This window comes from Pseudomonas sp. 05N433 (assembly GCF_056396925.1).
This window is the reverse complement of the sequence record NZ_JBFTML010000003.1, coordinates 117916-132560: the sequence shown is the minus strand read 5'-3', so window position 1 is coordinate 132560 and position 14645 is coordinate 117916. Positions and strand designations below refer to the sequence as shown.

Below are 14645 nucleotides of genomic sequence, written 5' to 3'. Positions count from 1 at the left end.
TTGGCTTACGTAACAGGAAGTTAGGACACAAATGAAAACGGCCTGGACAGGGCCAGGCCGTTAACAATTGTAAAACTTTGCTTACTTCAGAACGGCGAGCGCTGCGTCGTAGTTCGGTTCTTCAGCGATTTCCTTGACCAGTTCGCTGTGCAGGACCTTGTCGTTTTCGTCCAGAACCACGACGGCACGGGCGGTCAGGCCTTTGAGTGGACCATCGGCGATGGCCACGCCGTAGTTTTCCTTGAACTCGGCACCGCGCAGGGTCGACAGGTTCTGCACGTTTTCCAGGCCTTCGGCACCGCAGAAGCGGGCTTGGGCGAACGGCAGGTCAGCCGAGATGCACAGCACCACGGTGTTGGCCACGTCATTGGCCTGGGCATTGAACTTGCGCACGGAGGTGGCGCAGGTCGGGGTGTCGACGCTTGGGAAGATGTTCAACACTTTGCGCTTGCCGGCGAAGCTCGCCAGGGTCACGTCGGACAGATTGCCGGCAACCAGGGAAAAGGCTGGCGCCTGGGAACCGGCTTGTGGCAGTTGGCCGTTGACTTGAACCGGGTTGCCTTTAAGAGTGACTTGAGCCATGAACGGAGTCCTTCTGAACGTTGATGTAGAGAATTTTGACGAGGCCGAAGTTAACCACGAAATGAGCCGGGGACCTATGCAAAAACACAAATTGTCATGAGTGGCGGGAGAGGCAAACCTGCAATTCCACAGGGCTGGATGCACGTGCACTACCCGAGCAACCGCAGCATATTGCGGTGCCGCGCCGCGAAAATCCGCCGCATGCAGGCATTCACCAGCAGCCCTTCAGTCAAAGCACCGCCAATCGCCGCATAGGTCACGCGGTCGGTGTACAGCGTACCGCCCTCTCCCGCCGCCACCCAATGTTCATGACGAAAGGCGCGCAGCGGCCCCTTGAGCATTTCATCGATGAAATGCGTATCGCCGACCTCCCGGATCACCACCGTCCAGTTCGACGGGATCAGGTTGAACATCCAGTGCCTGAAGCGGAACTGGGGGGCACCTTCCGTTGGTCGTTGGATGGGTCTCACAGGAATATTTGATCGCGAGGAGGATGTCGAAAATACATCTGTTCTCTACAACATCGACTAAAACGAAAAGGACAATTTTTGTTTAGGTGCGTTGTCGATTCAAGTCACGCCCATTCGACTATGCAATGAATCACTCAACTTCAACGGAGACAAGACCATGCGATTCATGATCATTGTAAAAGCCAGCCCCGATTCCGAGGCCGGCGTGATGCCCAGCGAAGAACTGATGACCGCAATGGGCAATTACAACGAGGAACTGGCCAAGGCCGGCATCCTCATCGACTGCGATGGCCTGCAGCCCAGCAGTAAAGGTGCCCGTGTGCGCTTCTCGGGAGATAAACGCACAGTGATCGATGGCCCGTTCGCCGAAACCAAAGAGCTGATCGCCGGCTACTGGCTGTGGCAGGTGAAGTCGAAAGAGGAAGCGATCGAGTGGGTCAAGCGCTGCCCCAACCCGATGCCGGGTACAGAGGCCGAGATCGAGATTCGCCAGGTGTTCGAGGCCGAAGATTTCGGTGCCGAGTTCACCCCGGAACTGCGTGAACAGGAAGAGCGCGTGCGGGCACAGGCGAAGAAGCAATGAAGCACACCTACGCGCGACTCAGCATTCAACAGTGATGTTGACTGACAATCCTTCTTCGCGAGCAAGCCCATGCCCACAGGAGATTGTGGTTGGCAAATCAGCCAAGGCTCACTCAATACCTGTGGGAGCGTGGTTTGCCCGCGAATGGATCTTCAATTCAACAAGCAAACCCGTTGACGCGACAACCACCTGCTAGAGTAAAAAAAGCCTTCATGCAGGCCAGACCGAATGTCATCTTCGGAAAATGAGGAAACGTCTATGAAAGGTTTGCTTCGCGTTGCGGGATTCAGCCTGATGGCGCTTTTCGCCAGTTGTGGTGTCGGTGCCCAGACAATGCAAAGTCATGCGGCGCCGGTTGCGCTCACTGTCATACCGGCCGACATCCCGGGGGAATAGCCAAGGGGATTGATCGTTCCCATGCCTGGGAACGATCTTGCGCGAACAATAAACCCGCGTTACTTGGACTTGAATTTTACAAACGACTGATTCATGTCCGAAGCCCAGCCATCGATCACGTTTTTCACGTCATCGGCTTTCATCACCTGAGCTTCGTTTTCCAGCGGTTTGCCGGTGCCCTTGCGCACCACCTGGGCGATGACTTTGTTGGTGCCGCCGTCGAGAAACACCGCTTCGGTGGCCAGATCGGTTTGCTGATCGCGAGCACCGCTGGCGGTGGTGACGGCCGCTGCCACCAGGGCGATCGGGATCACTTCATATGGCTTGAGGCTTTCGGTCTTGCTGCTGACGGCGGTGATCGCCGCACGTACCACGATCACGCCTGGGCCGGGGCCGCTGGCCAGTGGCAGGGATTTACCCAGTTCGCGCTTGAGCGCTTGATCGTAGTAGCTGGTGATGCCGTTCAACGTGGTCTGAGGGATTTTCGCTGTCGGCTGCGGTTTGGGATAGAGCTGAGTCGGCTCGATGTAGGCACTGGTGTATTTGTTGACGTTGAGCTTGGGATCGACCCAGCGCATCACCACGGCGCCCGATGGCGACTTGGCTTCCTTGAGCTGGCTGTAGTCCTTGAGAAAGCCGGAGTACTGGTCTGGCTCGACGACTTTGCTGGCGCAACCCGCCACCCCGAGAGAGGCGATGCACAGTGTGCTCATCATTAACGCAAGCTTCATGCTTTAACTCCTGTCAGAAGGACGGCAACGGTATTGCCTACGAGAGTTACAGGTATAGCTAATGCCCGGCGTTTTTGTATCGAAAATCACAATTTTCAGCTCTCGCCACGGTCGCGGCAATCACCACGAAGACCCGCTTTTCGCTGCCAACTCCCGCCGGCTATTGGCCCGCAYCGCCTTGATCAACGATACCGTGCCCACCAGGATGATCACCGCGCCGAACAGGAAATCGAGGGTGTACAACTGGAAATCGTTCAACGGCCCCACCAGGAACACCCGGATCGCGCCAATACTCACCAGCGTCGCGAGAAAGTCGATGCCCGGCTCGTCGCGATAGAACACGTGCAGCAGCGGCAGGCACATCACCAGCAACAACAGCAACACAATCACCTTGAACGAGCCCTTGCGCTCGACGCTGAACGCGCATTCGTTGGCGCCGTAGGGCTTGTAGTCCTGCTCACTGATCAGCGAATTTTTCTCGTTGATGTACTCGACACGGTTGTACTTCTGGATCGGCGTAAAGGTGTTGGACATCTGCATGCTGGTGGTGACGTTTTTGAAGCGCAGGTCGACGCGCTCATTACCCTTGAGGTAGTACAACACCGGTTTGTAACCGTAGCGGTAGGTGTCGAACGGAAAGTCGGTCGCCCGCCCCTGGACGTCGATGGGCCGGGACTCAAGTTCGGCGTAGGCACTTTTGTTGACCGAAGACAGGTTACGGCTCAGGGGTTTGATCTTGACCTGTTCCATGAAAATCGGCGCAACGCCGTAGGACCACTGTAGCGGCTCCATGCGCAGCCGCAGTTCGTTGCGGCCCAGGTCGTAGCGATCAAAGGTTCGCTCGGAAACGACAACCGCCCCCGAGAGCATGAACTCGCCGCGAACGTTGTTGGTGATGCGCAGCGACAGTTGATCCTTGCCCAACCCGCCGCTATCGCTGGCCGGCGGCGTGCCGCACCAGGCGTAGCTGTCGAACGCATCCCCGAGCTGGCCGTTACGGTTCTCTTTGAACACATAAAAATAACTGCCCCACAGGGCCGCCATCAGCAACAGCGCTATCAACCCTAAAATCTTCTTGCCCGCGCCCAAACCAGACTCCTTTCTTCACCAACTCCTTATGAGACGCGGACTCTATCAAAATGCCATCATTGGCCCAAGCAAAAGATCTCGATGCCCTACCGCCGCCGAAACAACGGCCGCGGCTCGATCACCGAACGCCCATACAACACGCTCATCCCCGCCAGTCCCTTCAGCGCATCTTCGGCAGACTTGTCTTCACGCACGGCAAAGCTGTCGAAACCGCATTGGCGCATGTGGCTGAGTTGATCGCGCAGCACATCGCCAATCGCGCGCAATTCGCCTTGCCATCCGAATCGCGTGCGCAACAGATAGGCCTGGCTGTAGGCACGTCCGTCGCGAAAACTCGGGAAGTCCAGGGCAATCAGCGGCAGGTCGGGGAACCACGGAATCAGATTTGTCACTTCGTCGTCAGGACCGAGCCAGACACCTTCGAGCGCGGTTGTGGTGTCGGCGTTAAGGGCCAGCCACTGGGGTAACGGCAGGATCAGCGGCCCGGCCGGCGGTTCACCGGTCGTTTCACGAATCAACTGCCACGGGTCATCGCGCACCCACTCGGCACCGCCCTCTCGCAAACGCAGCAGATTGTTCATGCCGACACCTCCAGCACCTTTGGATAAACCCGTTCCTTGAATGGCTCCAGACCGATGCGCGCCAGGGTATCGACGAACAGTTCTTCGCTCTCGCGGTAGCGCACGAACGTGCCGATGATCCGTTCAATCACATCGGGCACTTCGGCGGCACTGAAGGACGGGCCGATGACCTTGCCCAACGCGCTGTCCTTGCCCTGGGCGCCGCCGAGGGTGATCTGGTACCACTCGCTGCCGTTCTTGTCGACGCCAAGGATGCCGATGTTGCCGATGTGGTGATGGCCGCAGGCGTTCATGCAGCCGGAGATGTTCAGGCTGATGTCGCCCAGGTCATGCAGGTAGTCCAGATCGTCGAAACGTGCCTGAATCGCTTGCGCGATGGGGATCGACTTGGCGTTGGCCAGGGCGCAGAAGTCGCCGCCGGGGCAAGCGATGATGTCAGTCAGCAAGCCGATGTTGGCACTCCCCAGGCCTTGCTCGCAGGCCAGGCACCACAGCGCATAAAGGTCTGCCTTGGGCACGTCCGGCAGGACGATGTTCTGTTCATGGGCGATGCGGATTTCGCCGAAACCGAATTGCTCGGACCATAGCGCCACCGCTTCCATTTGTTCGGCCGTGACATCCCCCGGCGGCGCGGCGATACCCGGCTTGGTCGACAGCACCACGCTGGCGTAACCCGGCACCTTGTGCGGCTGAACGTTGCGCGCCACCCAACGGGCGAACGCCGAGTGCTCGGCCAGGCGCGTGCCGAAGTCCAGGTCGGTGCCGGCCAGTGAACGGTAATCGGGTGGCACAAAGGCGCTGGCGACACGCTCATACTCGACGTCGGTCAACTGCGCCGGGCCGTCCTTGAGGTGTTGCCACTCCTCCTCCACTTCCTTGGCGAACGCTTCGATCCCCAAGGCCTTGACCAGAATCTTGATCCGCGCCTTGTACTTGTTATCGCGCCGCCCGTGGCGGTTGTAGACCCGCAGCACCGCCTCGACATAAGACAGCAAATGCTGCCACGGCAAGCCTTCGCGAATCTGCAGACCGAGAATCGGCGTACGCCCCAACCCGCCGCCAACGATCACCCGCAAGAGCATTTGCCCGCTGTCGTCGCAATAAAGATAAAGACCGATGTCATGCATCATGATCGCCGCGCGGTCCTGTTTCGCCGAACAGATGGCGATCTTGAACTTGCGCGGCAGGAACAGGAATTCCGGGTTGATGGTCGACCATTGCCGCAGGATCTCCGCCAGCGGACGCGGGTCCATCAGCTCGTCCGCCGCAACGCCGGCGAAGGCTTCGGTGGTGATGTTGCGCACGCAGTTGCCGGAGGTCTGGATCGCGTGCATTTCCACTTGGGCCAGGCGTTCGAGGATGTCCGGGACCTGGGCCAGTTCGATCCAGTTGAACTGCATGTTTTGCCGGGTGGTGAAGTGGCCGTAACCACGATCGTAGTCCCGGGCAATGCTCGCCAGAGTGCGCATTTGCCTGGCGCTCAGGGTGCCGTAAGGAATCGCCACGCGCAGCATGTAGGCGTGTTTTTGCATATACAGGCCATTCTCCAAACGCAGGGGCAGGAACTCTTCTTCGCTCAATTCGCCGGCCATGAAACGTTCGACCTGATCGCGAAACTGCGCAACACGCTCGAACACCAGGGCCCGGTCATAGTCATCGTATTGATACATGTGGCTACCTCATCAGGATTGATCGGGCTCTGCGGCTCGCTCTCGAGGTAGCGACTATGAACCTGCGGCACAGCACGTTACAGATTCAGCTAAACACTAAAAAACCGTATCAGGACGCGACTGATGGCCGCAGGCATGCCCCACATCTGATCCGTATAAATGAAAGTTTCCTGAGACTGTTTTGTTTCCGGCAGGGTTTCTACAGTTCATCGCATGCCAGACCGGGTGGCCTGGCAAGACTTTGCAACCGTGGAAGAACTGACCATGAGCACAGCAACAATCGGACTGGCCTATAACTACAAGGTCGTCCGCCAATTCGTCGTGGCAACCGTGGTATGGGGCGTCGTCGGGATGGCGATGGGGGTATGGATCGCCTCGCAACTGGTATGGCCCGAGATGAACCTCGACCTGCCGTGGACCACCTTCGGCCGCTTGCGCCCGCTGCACACCAGCCTGGTGATTTTCGGCTTTGCCGGCAGTGCGCAATTCGCCGCCAGTTACTACGCCGTGCAGCGCACCTGCCAGGTTCGGCTGTTCTCGGACAAACTCGCTGCATTCACCTTCTGGGGCTGGCAATCGGTGATCGTGGTGATGCTGATCAGCCTGCCGCTGGGCTACACGACCACCAAGGAATACGCCGAGATCGAGTTCTCCGGCGCGGTGTGGATGACGGTGGTCTGGCTCGCCTATGCCATCGTGTTTTTCACCACCGTGGTGCGCCGCAAGACCAAGCATATCTACGTCGGCAACTGGTTCTTCGGCGCGTTCATCGTGGTGATCGCCATGCTGCACGTGGTCAATCACCTGTCGATTCCGGTGGACTGGTTCAAGTCGTATCCGGTGTACTCCGGGGCCACCGACGCCATGGTGCAGTGGTGGTACGGGCACAACGCGGTGGGCTTTTTCCTCACCACCGGGTTCCTCGGGATGATGTATTACTTCGTGCCGAAACAGGTGGGTCGGCCGGTGTATTCCTATCGCTTGTCGATCGTGCACTTCTGGGCGCTGATCACCCTGTACATCTGGGCCGGTCCCCACCACCTGCACTACACCGCACTGCCGGACTGGGCGCAGTCCCTGGGCATGGCGATGTCGCTGATTCTGCTGGCGCCGAGCTGGGGCGGTATGATCAACGGCATGATGACGCTGTCGGGGGCCTGGCATAAGTTGCGTACCGACCCGATCCTGCGCTTCCTCGTGCTGTCCCTGGCCTTCTACGGCATGTCGACTTTCGAAGGGCCGATGATGGCGATCAAGACGGTCAAYGCCCTCTCCCACTACACCGACTGGACCATCGGCCACGTKCACGCCGGCGCSCTCGGYTGGGTGGCRATGATYWCCWTCGGYGCGMTSTAYCACATGRTYCCGAAAGTCTTCGGCCGCACGCAAATGCATAGCGTGCCGCTGATCAACCTGCACTTCTGGCTGGCGACCATCGGCACCGTGCTGTACATCGCGTCCATGTGGGTCAACGGCATCACCCAGGGCTTGATGTGGCGTGCGATCAACGACGACGGCACGCTGACCTACTCGTTCGTCGAGGCGTTGCAGGCCAGTCATCCAGGCTTCATCGTGCGGTTTGTCGGCGGGGTGTTCTTCCTCAGCGGCATGCTGCTGATGGCGTATAACGTGTGGCGTACGGTGCGGGTTGCGGATGTGAAGATGGCCGAACTTGAAGCGCAGTATGCCTGAGGCAAGGAGCCTGACATGATCGAAATGGCATTGAATCTATTGGGCGTGCTGGGGCTTTGGCTGGCGATCGAATACTGCTTGAAACAGCAGACGACCGAGAGCCTGGACGATGCCAGCCTGATTCCGTTTGCCGATGACCCCGAGGTGGCGCGGCGGGTGGAATTGGCTACCGGCAAGAGAGTGAAAGCGGTAGCGCCGCAAGAGTTGAAACCTGGCTGGGGCAACCTCGAAATCTGAGGTACACCCAATTCACTGTGGGAGCGGGCTTGTGGCCACAAAAGCCCGCTCCCACAGGGTTGAGTGTCGATCACATGGACATTAGTTGCGCTCGCGGGGAATCAGGCTCTGCAGTTGCTGCGCCAAAAAGTTTGCATCGAAGGCAAAGGTGTCCGGATCTTTCAGGCCGTTGGTCTTGCGCCATTGCCAGGCGCTGGACGGTGGCAGGCACACCAGCGAAATACTGCCATAGCGCGCCGCGGTCAACCCCATCACGGCAAGGGAAATCTGCCCACCAACGCCCATCACGTCCGGCACAAACTCCACCGGTTTGCCGGCGATAACGACGCTCAGTTTCTCGGTCTTGAACGTCGACGTCTCCACCGGCACACTCGGCCCGGATGCGACATACGCCTCGCGGCTCACTTCCAGCAGGTTCGGTGCCAGGACCGGTGCCAGCCACTGCTGGATCTGATCGAACAACTCCCCGATGCGCGTCGCCCACACGGCCGATTGCGCTTCAAACAGTTGCTTCTTGTGCGCTTCGCTTTCTGCGTAGTGGCGAAGCATCTCGCCCAGTTGCTGTACGTCGTCCATTGCGGTGTTCCTTTGGTTGAAGCGGTGCTGCGGACTTTGAGCATGGCAGATGCGCGCTGCCGGCGTACGACTAAAAGCGCGAGCGGTACTGGCTGGGGGTCATGGCCAGGTATTTGCGAAAGGCACTGCCCATGTGGGACTGATGGGCGAAGCCGACATCCAGAGCGATGCTGGCCAAGGGCAGAGCCGTGCGCTCGATCAGCCTGCGTGCGGCCTGAAGCCGCACTTCAATGAGGTAGGCGTGAGGCGTCAGGCCAATAGCCTGGGTGAAATCGCGCAGAAAGCGCAGTTCGTTGTGCCCATAGGTGACAGCCAATTGTTCCAGCGTCAGGGGGTGCTGGAACTGCTCGACGATCTGTTCCATGACTCGGGCAAAGGCCTTGGGCGTGGCACGCTGCGTTGTATCGGTTATCGAACCCGCGACGCCAACCAGCGCCGCGGCACATTGCTCAAGCGCCAGCGGGTCGGGCTGCGTGGCGAGCAACTGACGACGAATCTCACGTGCGATGGTCAGCGCACGTCGATTGCCGCAAGACTGCACACGGTGGGCGACACTGGGTAATTGTTCGCTGGCGAACTGTTCGTCCAGCCGCATCAGCAGATACTCGCCACCGCTGGCCGATTCGGAAAACACCTCCACGCCGACCGGCGTGTACGCCAATACGCCCGGCCAGGTATCGAAATCCGTCCGCCGGTCAGAATCGATCGCATGCACGCCCTGCTGACGTTCCAGCGTCACTCCGAGGGTTTGTGACTGCGCCGGATCCCGCGCGCTGTACGGCGCACGGGGCAAGAGTTGCAGGCAGAGTCTGCCGCCCAACAGGTTCTCGCTCAGCACACCGGGCATGTGAAATTTCCTGATAGATCGGAACAAGGATCCACTGGACACTCTCTCGCAAGGGTTTGCCATTCACAGGAGCATGACATGCGCACCATCGGCCTTATCGGCGGCATGAGCTGGGAGTCCAGCGCCGAGTATTACCGTCTTATCAACCAGCAGGTACGCGACCGCCTCGGGCCGTTGCGTTCGGCGAAATTGCTAATGTACAGCGTCGACTTCGGCCCTGTCGAACAGGCCCAACATGCCGGGCGCTGGGACGATGCGGCGGCGATTCTGGTGGATGCCGCGCAACGCCTGGAGGCTGGCGGCGCCGACTGCGTGGTGCTGTGTACCAACACCATGCACAAGGTGGCCGGGCAGATTCAGTCTGCGATTGATATTCCGTTCCTGCACATTGCCGACCCGGCCGCTCAGGCGGCGCTGGACGCCGGTGCGCTGCGGGTAGGCCTGCTCGGTACTGCATTCACCATGGAGCAGGACTTTCTCAAGGCACGTCTGACGGCCAAGGGCCTGACGGTGCTGGTGCCGGAGGCTGAAGAGCGACAGGCGGTGCATCGGATCATCTATGACGAGTTGTGCGTCGGGGTCATCAGCGAGGCGTCGCGCCAGGTCTATCAACGGGTGATCGAAGCGCTGACCGAACGCGGCGCCCAGGCGATCATCCTCGGCTGCACCGAGATCGGCCTGCTAATCAAACCCGAGCACAGCGCCCTGCCCTTGTTCGACACCACCGAACTGCATGCGCAGGCGGCGGTGGCGTTTGCCTTGGGCGACTGACTCAACCTTCCTTGGGCGTGCGACGCAAGCGCGCCATGCTCAGGGTATCGACCAAGCGACCGTCACGCACGGCATAGTCGCGGAACAGGCCTTCGGTCTCGAAGCCGAATTTTCGGTACAGGCCGATGGCCGCTTCGTTGTCGGCGTACACCGAGAGTTCGACCCGTTGCAGGTTCATCCAGTTGTCGGCGACATCGAGCGCCGCCGCCAGCAGCTTCGAACCGACACCCTTGCCTTGCCAAGCCACGGCGACACCCATGCCGAAGCTGCCGGCGTGGCTGCGGCGAACTCGCGAAAACTGTTCCAGACCGATGTTGCCGATGACCGTTCCCTGGTGCAGCGCCACCAGTTTCACCGCCCGTTCGTTGTCGGCCATCAGGCGTTGGCGCCAGACCTCGGTGGACTGAAACGGCATCTGCAGCACCTGACGGGCCACAGCCGGGTCGTTGTAGAGGGCGGTGACGCCCTCGATGTGGGATTCGTTGAAGCGTTCGAGGGTAATGACRGAGTCGGCGGGCATGAATGTTTCGTCCTTGATGCGTACATGGCCGCTTACTCTATAACGGCGCAAACCCATGTGGCGAGGGGGCTTGCCCCCTCGCAACAAAGGTGTTCTTGCCAGAAGCTCAGTCAAGCTGCTCGAACCACTCCCGCCGCTCGTTGAAGGTATTGCGGATCAGCTCGACAACTCCCTGCACCTCGGCCTCATTTCGGGAGTCGGCATTGACCGCCATCCACACCTGGCGCTGCATCGGTTGGTTGAACAGCCCGGACAACGCCAGCAGCCCTCGATCGAATCGGCTCATGTAGTGCGGCAGCAAACCGATGCAGGCGCTGCAACGGATCATCTCCAGCATCAACTCATAGGAATGCAACTGCACCACCCCCGCCAGGCGCTGCTCCACCAGACGGTTCCACGGCCCAAAGGTCTCGACCTGGCGGTCGTGCTGCCATTGCACCAGCATGAAGTCGGCCAGGTCACCCAGGCTGTCCGGGCGGGCCGCGACCCGCGAGTAACGTTTGGCAATGTGCGGCAGATAGTCCAGCCGTGCCAGACGCTGGGGCTCGCTGATGGCGAAACTGGGGCCTGGTAGCGGCGAATCAGTGCCCGTCAGCCACACCACCACATCGGCGCTGATCGCCCGCAGGGACAGTTCGCTGTCGAGGGAAATGATGTCCAGGCGCACACTGGCGTTGCGCCGCAGCAGCGAGACCAGGTCGCGACCGAGGATGTCGTGCAGGATCGACTCGGCCACGGCCAGGCGAATCAAGGGCTGTTCGATCACCGGCAAGTCGCGTTCACGGGCCAAGGCCATCAACTGCGCCTGAAGCTGCAACCCGTCACGACTGAGGGCAAAGCCATTGCCCGAATGGCAGAACAACGAGCGCTGCAGTTGTGTTTCAAGTTGCGCCAATTGTTTACGCAACTGGGTCGACTTGATATTGAGACTGCGGGCCGCCTGCATGAAACAGCCACAGCGGGCGCTGACCCTGAAAGACTGCAGCAACACCGGATCGATTCCGGCTATCCGTGAGTGTAAGGCGTTACTGTGTTCTACGGGCGAATGGTACTCGGCCACGCCCTGACGCCCGGCGGATTCCATGAATGACATTGATGACTCCCTGTCGATCTGTCCTTGAGCGTTTCATCCTGCTGATCGTTCATGAACCTGATGTGACAAGCGGGCAAAAACCAAACCAATAATCAACCGCCGGGGGGTTGCCGAAAACTCACCGCCAGGCGATTCCAGCTGTTGATGGCGCTGATGGCCATCGTCAGGTCGACCAATTCCCCTTCACCGAACTGCTCCCGGGCCAGTGCATAAACATCGTCCGGCACATGGCTTTGCGCGAGCAGGGTCACCGCTTCGGTCCAGGCCAGGGCCGCCCGCTCCCGAGGGCTGAAAAAGCCGCTGTCGCGCCAGACCACGATTGCATACAGCCGCCGATCGGTCTCGCCGATACGACGTGCGTCCACCGAGTGCATGTCAGTGCAGAAGGCGCAGCCATTGAGCTGCGAGGCGCGGATCTTGATCAGGTTCAGCAACGCCGGTTCGATGCTCAGATCACGGGTCAAGGCCTCCATGGCGATCATGGCTTTCATCGCCTTGGGCGATGCGCTGTAGTAATCCAGGCGAACGGTCATGGCGGCGGCCTCGTGGCGCGAATCGGTATCTCCACGTTAGGCGCTGATGCACGAGCGTTACAGAGCCAATTCAGCGAAAAAGCCATGGACCGCCCGACAGAAGACCAATCGCCGGTTTTTCACCCACACAACTTCTGTGCAGTCACTCATGCAGGTAATCTGGCGCGACGCACAGTCGCCTCACAATCGCCCAGGAGCCCCGCCGGTATGGAACTTCACGTTGTCATCAACGGCCGCAAGGATCTGGCAGGCCAGCTGTACCGGCAACTGCGCAGCGCCATTGAATCCGGGCGCCTGGCAGCCGGCACGCAGCTGCCGCCCAGCCGTTTGCTGGCCGAACAACTGGGGATTTCGCGCAAGACCATTTCCGACACGTATGCGCAACTGACCTACGAAAACTTCCTCACCGGGGTGATCGGCAAAGGCACCTACGTCAATGCCCGGGCGGCAAAAGTCGTCCGTAAACAGAGCCATTCGGAATTGGCCAGCTTCGATGTCATCGAGAGCTGGCGCAAGTTGCCGACGTTCTTGCGCCACCCGACGCTGGAAGGCTCGCTGCGCTACGACTTTATCGGTGGTGCAACCAGCAAGGGCCAATTTCCGCAGGACGACTGGCGCCGTTGTACCTCCCATGCCTTGCGCCAGATCGCCGGCTCCAAGGGTTTCTACAGCCAGCCCGAAGGCCTGCCGGCGCTGCGCAATGCAATCGCACAGCACATCGCATTTTCCCGCGGGGTCAATTGTCGGGACGAAGACGTTGTGGTGTGCAATGGCGCGCAGCAAGCGCTGGACCTGATTTCCCGGGTGTTGACCCAACCGGGCAGCCTCGTGGCCATGGAGGACCCCGGTTACCCTCCTGCGCGCCTGTTGTTCGGGACTCATGGCGCAACGGTGGTCGGCGTGCCGGTCGATGCGCAAGGCATCCAGGTCGAGCACATTCCCGACGGCACGCGGCTGATTTATGTCACCCCCTCGCACCAGTTCCCCTTGGGCATGCCCATGAGCCACGAGCGTCGGCTGGCGCTGCTGGAGCGGGCCCACGAACTGGGGGCGATCATCATCGAGGACGATTACGACAGCGAGTTCCGCTATGAAGGACGGCCCACCGACTCGCTGCAAAGCCTGGATGAACGCGGCATCGTCGCCTACGTTGGCACCTTCTCGAAGACCCTGTTGCCGGAGTTGCGGCTGGGGTATGCGATTTTGCCGCCAGCGATTCTCGAAGCGGTGATCAGCGCCAAGCAACTCACCGACCGGCACACCTCCACCCTGCCCCAATGGGCGCTGGCCAAGTTCATCGCCGAAGGCTGTTTGCTCAAGCACATCCGGCGTTGCCACACGATTTACGCCGGGCGCCGCGAACGGATCCTGGCGCGGATGGCGGGCGACCTTTCGCCATGGTTCGAAGCGGTGCCGACCACGGCCGGGTTTCACATGGCGGTACTGTGCAAGGTGCCGGTCGATATTCCATTGGTGATCGAGCTCGCGAAAAAAGTCGAAGTGGGGCTCTATACCCTGGACGACTTTTTTTACCAGCAAACGCCACGGGCCGGGCTTTTCCTGGGATTCGGGGCGATCGAAACCCTGGACATCGACATCGCCCTGGACCGTTTGCGGGACATTTTGCAGCAGGTTGGTTGAGGGATTGGTCTGCGGTTTTATCCGGTGATTGGCTATTGGCGGCCCAAGGGGGCAGGCCTATCCTGCATGGGCGTTATCCCTCAATGAGCAGGATTCGTCCGGCCTGATTCAGGAGTGTGAGTAATGTCCAACCAAGTGTTCAACACTGTAAAGATACGAGCTGCCGCCGGTCGCTCGGACGAACTGGGCAAACAACTGCAAAAGATTGTCGACACCCTGCGCGAACTTCCGGGCTGTGACGGCTATATGGTCGACCGCTGCCCCGAAGACGACACCCGCTGGACGGTCAGCGCCCGCTGGCAATCGGAAGCGGCCATGCAAGCGCATTTCAATCGCCCCGAAGTGCAAGGCTTTATCGGCCTGATCGACAGCCGACTGGCCAATGCCGTCGACTTCAACAGCTTTCCTATCGTCTAAAACAAGATCAAAAGATCGCAGCCCCGTAGCAGCTGTCGAGCCTGCGAGGCTGCGTTCGGCTGCGAAGCAGTCGTGAGTCCAGCTGACGCGATCTGTCTGACGCACCGCGAGTTCTGATTTGACGACTGCTTCGCAGCCGAACGCAGCCTCGCAGGCTCGACAGCTGCTACAGGGAACGTAACATCAGTGATTGGTCCCCTCACCTTCCGGAAAATT

At 59.9% G+C, this 14645-nt stretch carries 17 protein-coding genes and 1 pseudogene; 7 read left to right on the top strand and 11 right to left on the bottom strand.

Annotated features, from left to right (window positions below):
- Positions 1-81: 81 nt before the first annotated feature.
- Both tpx and AC1DIS_RS02225 read right to left on the bottom strand, forming a co-directional pair.
- A complete protein-coding gene (gene tpx, locus AC1DIS_RS02230; RefSeq protein WP_018926141.1) occupies positions 82-582 on the bottom strand; it encodes a thiol peroxidase in 501 nt (166 codons plus the stop codon).
- Between the two features lie 149 nt (positions 583-731).
- Positions 732-1028 (bottom strand): annotated as a pseudogene (locus AC1DIS_RS02225) (polyketide cyclase); the annotation flags it as partial.
- A gap of 181 nt (positions 1029-1209) precedes the next feature.
- On the opposite strand from AC1DIS_RS02225, the gene AC1DIS_RS02220 reads away from it, so the two are divergent.
- Positions 1210-1635, top strand: coding sequence for a YciI family protein (locus tag AC1DIS_RS02220; protein WP_192350688.1), 426 nt, complete (start codon positions 1210-1212; stop codon positions 1633-1635).
- A gap of 258 nt (positions 1636-1893) precedes the next feature.
- Complete coding sequence (locus AC1DIS_RS02215; RefSeq protein ID WP_018926144.1) at positions 1894-2031, top strand: hypothetical protein; 138 nt, start codon at positions 1894-1896, stop codon at positions 2029-2031.
- A gap of 59 nt (positions 2032-2090) precedes the next feature.
- Here the strand turns inward: AC1DIS_RS02215 and AC1DIS_RS02210 are convergent, their stop codons facing one another.
- From AC1DIS_RS02210 to AC1DIS_RS02195, 4 genes are all read right to left on the bottom strand, one after another.
- Positions 2091-2762 (bottom strand): DUF3313 domain-containing protein, encoded by a 672-nt coding sequence (locus AC1DIS_RS02210; protein WP_019650018.1) that lies wholly within the window; start codon positions 2760-2762, stop codon positions 2091-2093.
- A gap of 120 nt (positions 2763-2882) precedes the next feature.
- The gene (locus AC1DIS_RS02205; protein ID WP_477780736.1) at positions 2883-3851 is read right to left on the bottom strand and encodes a hypothetical protein; all 969 of its coding nucleotides are present in this window, start codon (positions 3849-3851) and stop codon (positions 2883-2885) included.
- A gap of 86 nt (positions 3852-3937) precedes the next feature.
- Positions 3938-4432 (bottom strand): DUF934 domain-containing protein, encoded by a 495-nt coding sequence (locus AC1DIS_RS02200; RefSeq protein ID WP_018926147.1) that lies wholly within the window; start codon positions 4430-4432, stop codon positions 3938-3940.
- The gene (locus AC1DIS_RS02195) at positions 4429-6102 is read right to left on the bottom strand and encodes a nitrite/sulfite reductase (protein WP_477743001.1); all 1674 of its coding nucleotides are present in this window, start codon (positions 6100-6102) and stop codon (positions 4429-4431) included. Before AC1DIS_RS02195 ends, AC1DIS_RS02200 begins: the two co-directional genes overlap by 4 nt.
- A gap of 264 nt (positions 6103-6366) precedes the next feature.
- On the opposite strand from AC1DIS_RS02195, the gene ccoN reads away from it, so the two are divergent.
- Both ccoN and AC1DIS_RS02185 read left to right on the top strand, forming a co-directional pair.
- Positions 6367-7794: a cytochrome-c oxidase, cbb3-type subunit I gene (ccoN, locus tag AC1DIS_RS02190; protein ID WP_477780735.1), complete on the top strand. Its 1428-nt coding sequence runs from the start codon at positions 6367-6369 to the stop codon at positions 7792-7794.
- Between the two features lie 15 nt (positions 7795-7809).
- A complete protein-coding gene (locus AC1DIS_RS02185) occupies positions 7810-8031 on the top strand; it encodes a hypothetical protein (protein WP_064618182.1) in 222 nt (73 codons plus the stop codon).
- An 81-nt stretch (positions 8032-8112) separates the two neighbouring features.
- Here the strand turns inward: AC1DIS_RS02185 and AC1DIS_RS02180 are convergent, their stop codons facing one another.
- Positions 8113-8607 carry a hypothetical protein gene (locus AC1DIS_RS02180; RefSeq protein ID WP_064618184.1) on the bottom strand — a complete coding sequence of 165 codons (495 nt, stop codon included), beginning with the start codon at positions 8605-8607 and terminating at the stop codon, positions 8113-8115.
- Between the two features lie 70 nt (positions 8608-8677).
- Positions 8678-9454: a helix-turn-helix domain-containing protein gene (locus tag AC1DIS_RS02175; protein WP_477742999.1), complete on the bottom strand. Its 777-nt coding sequence runs from the start codon at positions 9452-9454 to the stop codon at positions 8678-8680.
- A 78-nt stretch (positions 9455-9532) separates the two neighbouring features.
- On the opposite strand from AC1DIS_RS02175, the gene AC1DIS_RS02170 reads away from it, so the two are divergent.
- The gene (locus tag AC1DIS_RS02170) at positions 9533-10225 is read left to right on the top strand and encodes an aspartate/glutamate racemase family protein (protein WP_064618188.1); all 693 of its coding nucleotides are present in this window, start codon (positions 9533-9535) and stop codon (positions 10223-10225) included.
- Between the two features lies 1 nt (position 10226).
- On the opposite strand, the gene AC1DIS_RS02165 is transcribed toward AC1DIS_RS02170, so the two are convergent.
- The 3 genes from AC1DIS_RS02165 to AC1DIS_RS02155 form a co-directional block, all read right to left on the bottom strand.
- Positions 10227-10745: a GNAT family N-acetyltransferase gene (locus tag AC1DIS_RS02165; protein WP_018926154.1), complete on the bottom strand. Its 519-nt coding sequence runs from the start codon at positions 10743-10745 to the stop codon at positions 10227-10229.
- 106 nt (positions 10746-10851) lie between these two features.
- Positions 10852-11838: a LysR substrate-binding domain-containing protein gene (locus tag AC1DIS_RS02160; protein ID WP_436275417.1), complete on the bottom strand. Its 987-nt coding sequence runs from the start codon at positions 11836-11838 to the stop codon at positions 10852-10854.
- A gap of 92 nt (positions 11839-11930) precedes the next feature.
- Positions 11931-12371: a carboxymuconolactone decarboxylase family protein gene (locus AC1DIS_RS02155; protein ID WP_086946137.1), complete on the bottom strand. Its 441-nt coding sequence runs from the start codon at positions 12369-12371 to the stop codon at positions 11931-11933.
- Between the two features lie 207 nt (positions 12372-12578).
- Here AC1DIS_RS02155 and pdxR point away from each other — a divergent pair, with 207 nt between their 5' ends.
- Together pdxR and AC1DIS_RS02145 are read left to right on the top strand one after the other, a co-directional pair.
- Positions 12579-14012 (top strand): MocR-like pyridoxine biosynthesis transcription factor PdxR, encoded by a 1434-nt coding sequence (gene pdxR, locus AC1DIS_RS02150; protein ID WP_018926157.1) that lies wholly within the window; start codon positions 12579-12581, stop codon positions 14010-14012.
- 123 nt (positions 14013-14135) lie between these two features.
- Positions 14136-14429, top strand: a complete 294-nt coding sequence (locus AC1DIS_RS02145; protein WP_018926158.1) for a putative quinol monooxygenase — start codon at positions 14136-14138, stop codon at positions 14427-14429.
- Positions 14430-14645: the final 216 nt, after the last annotated feature.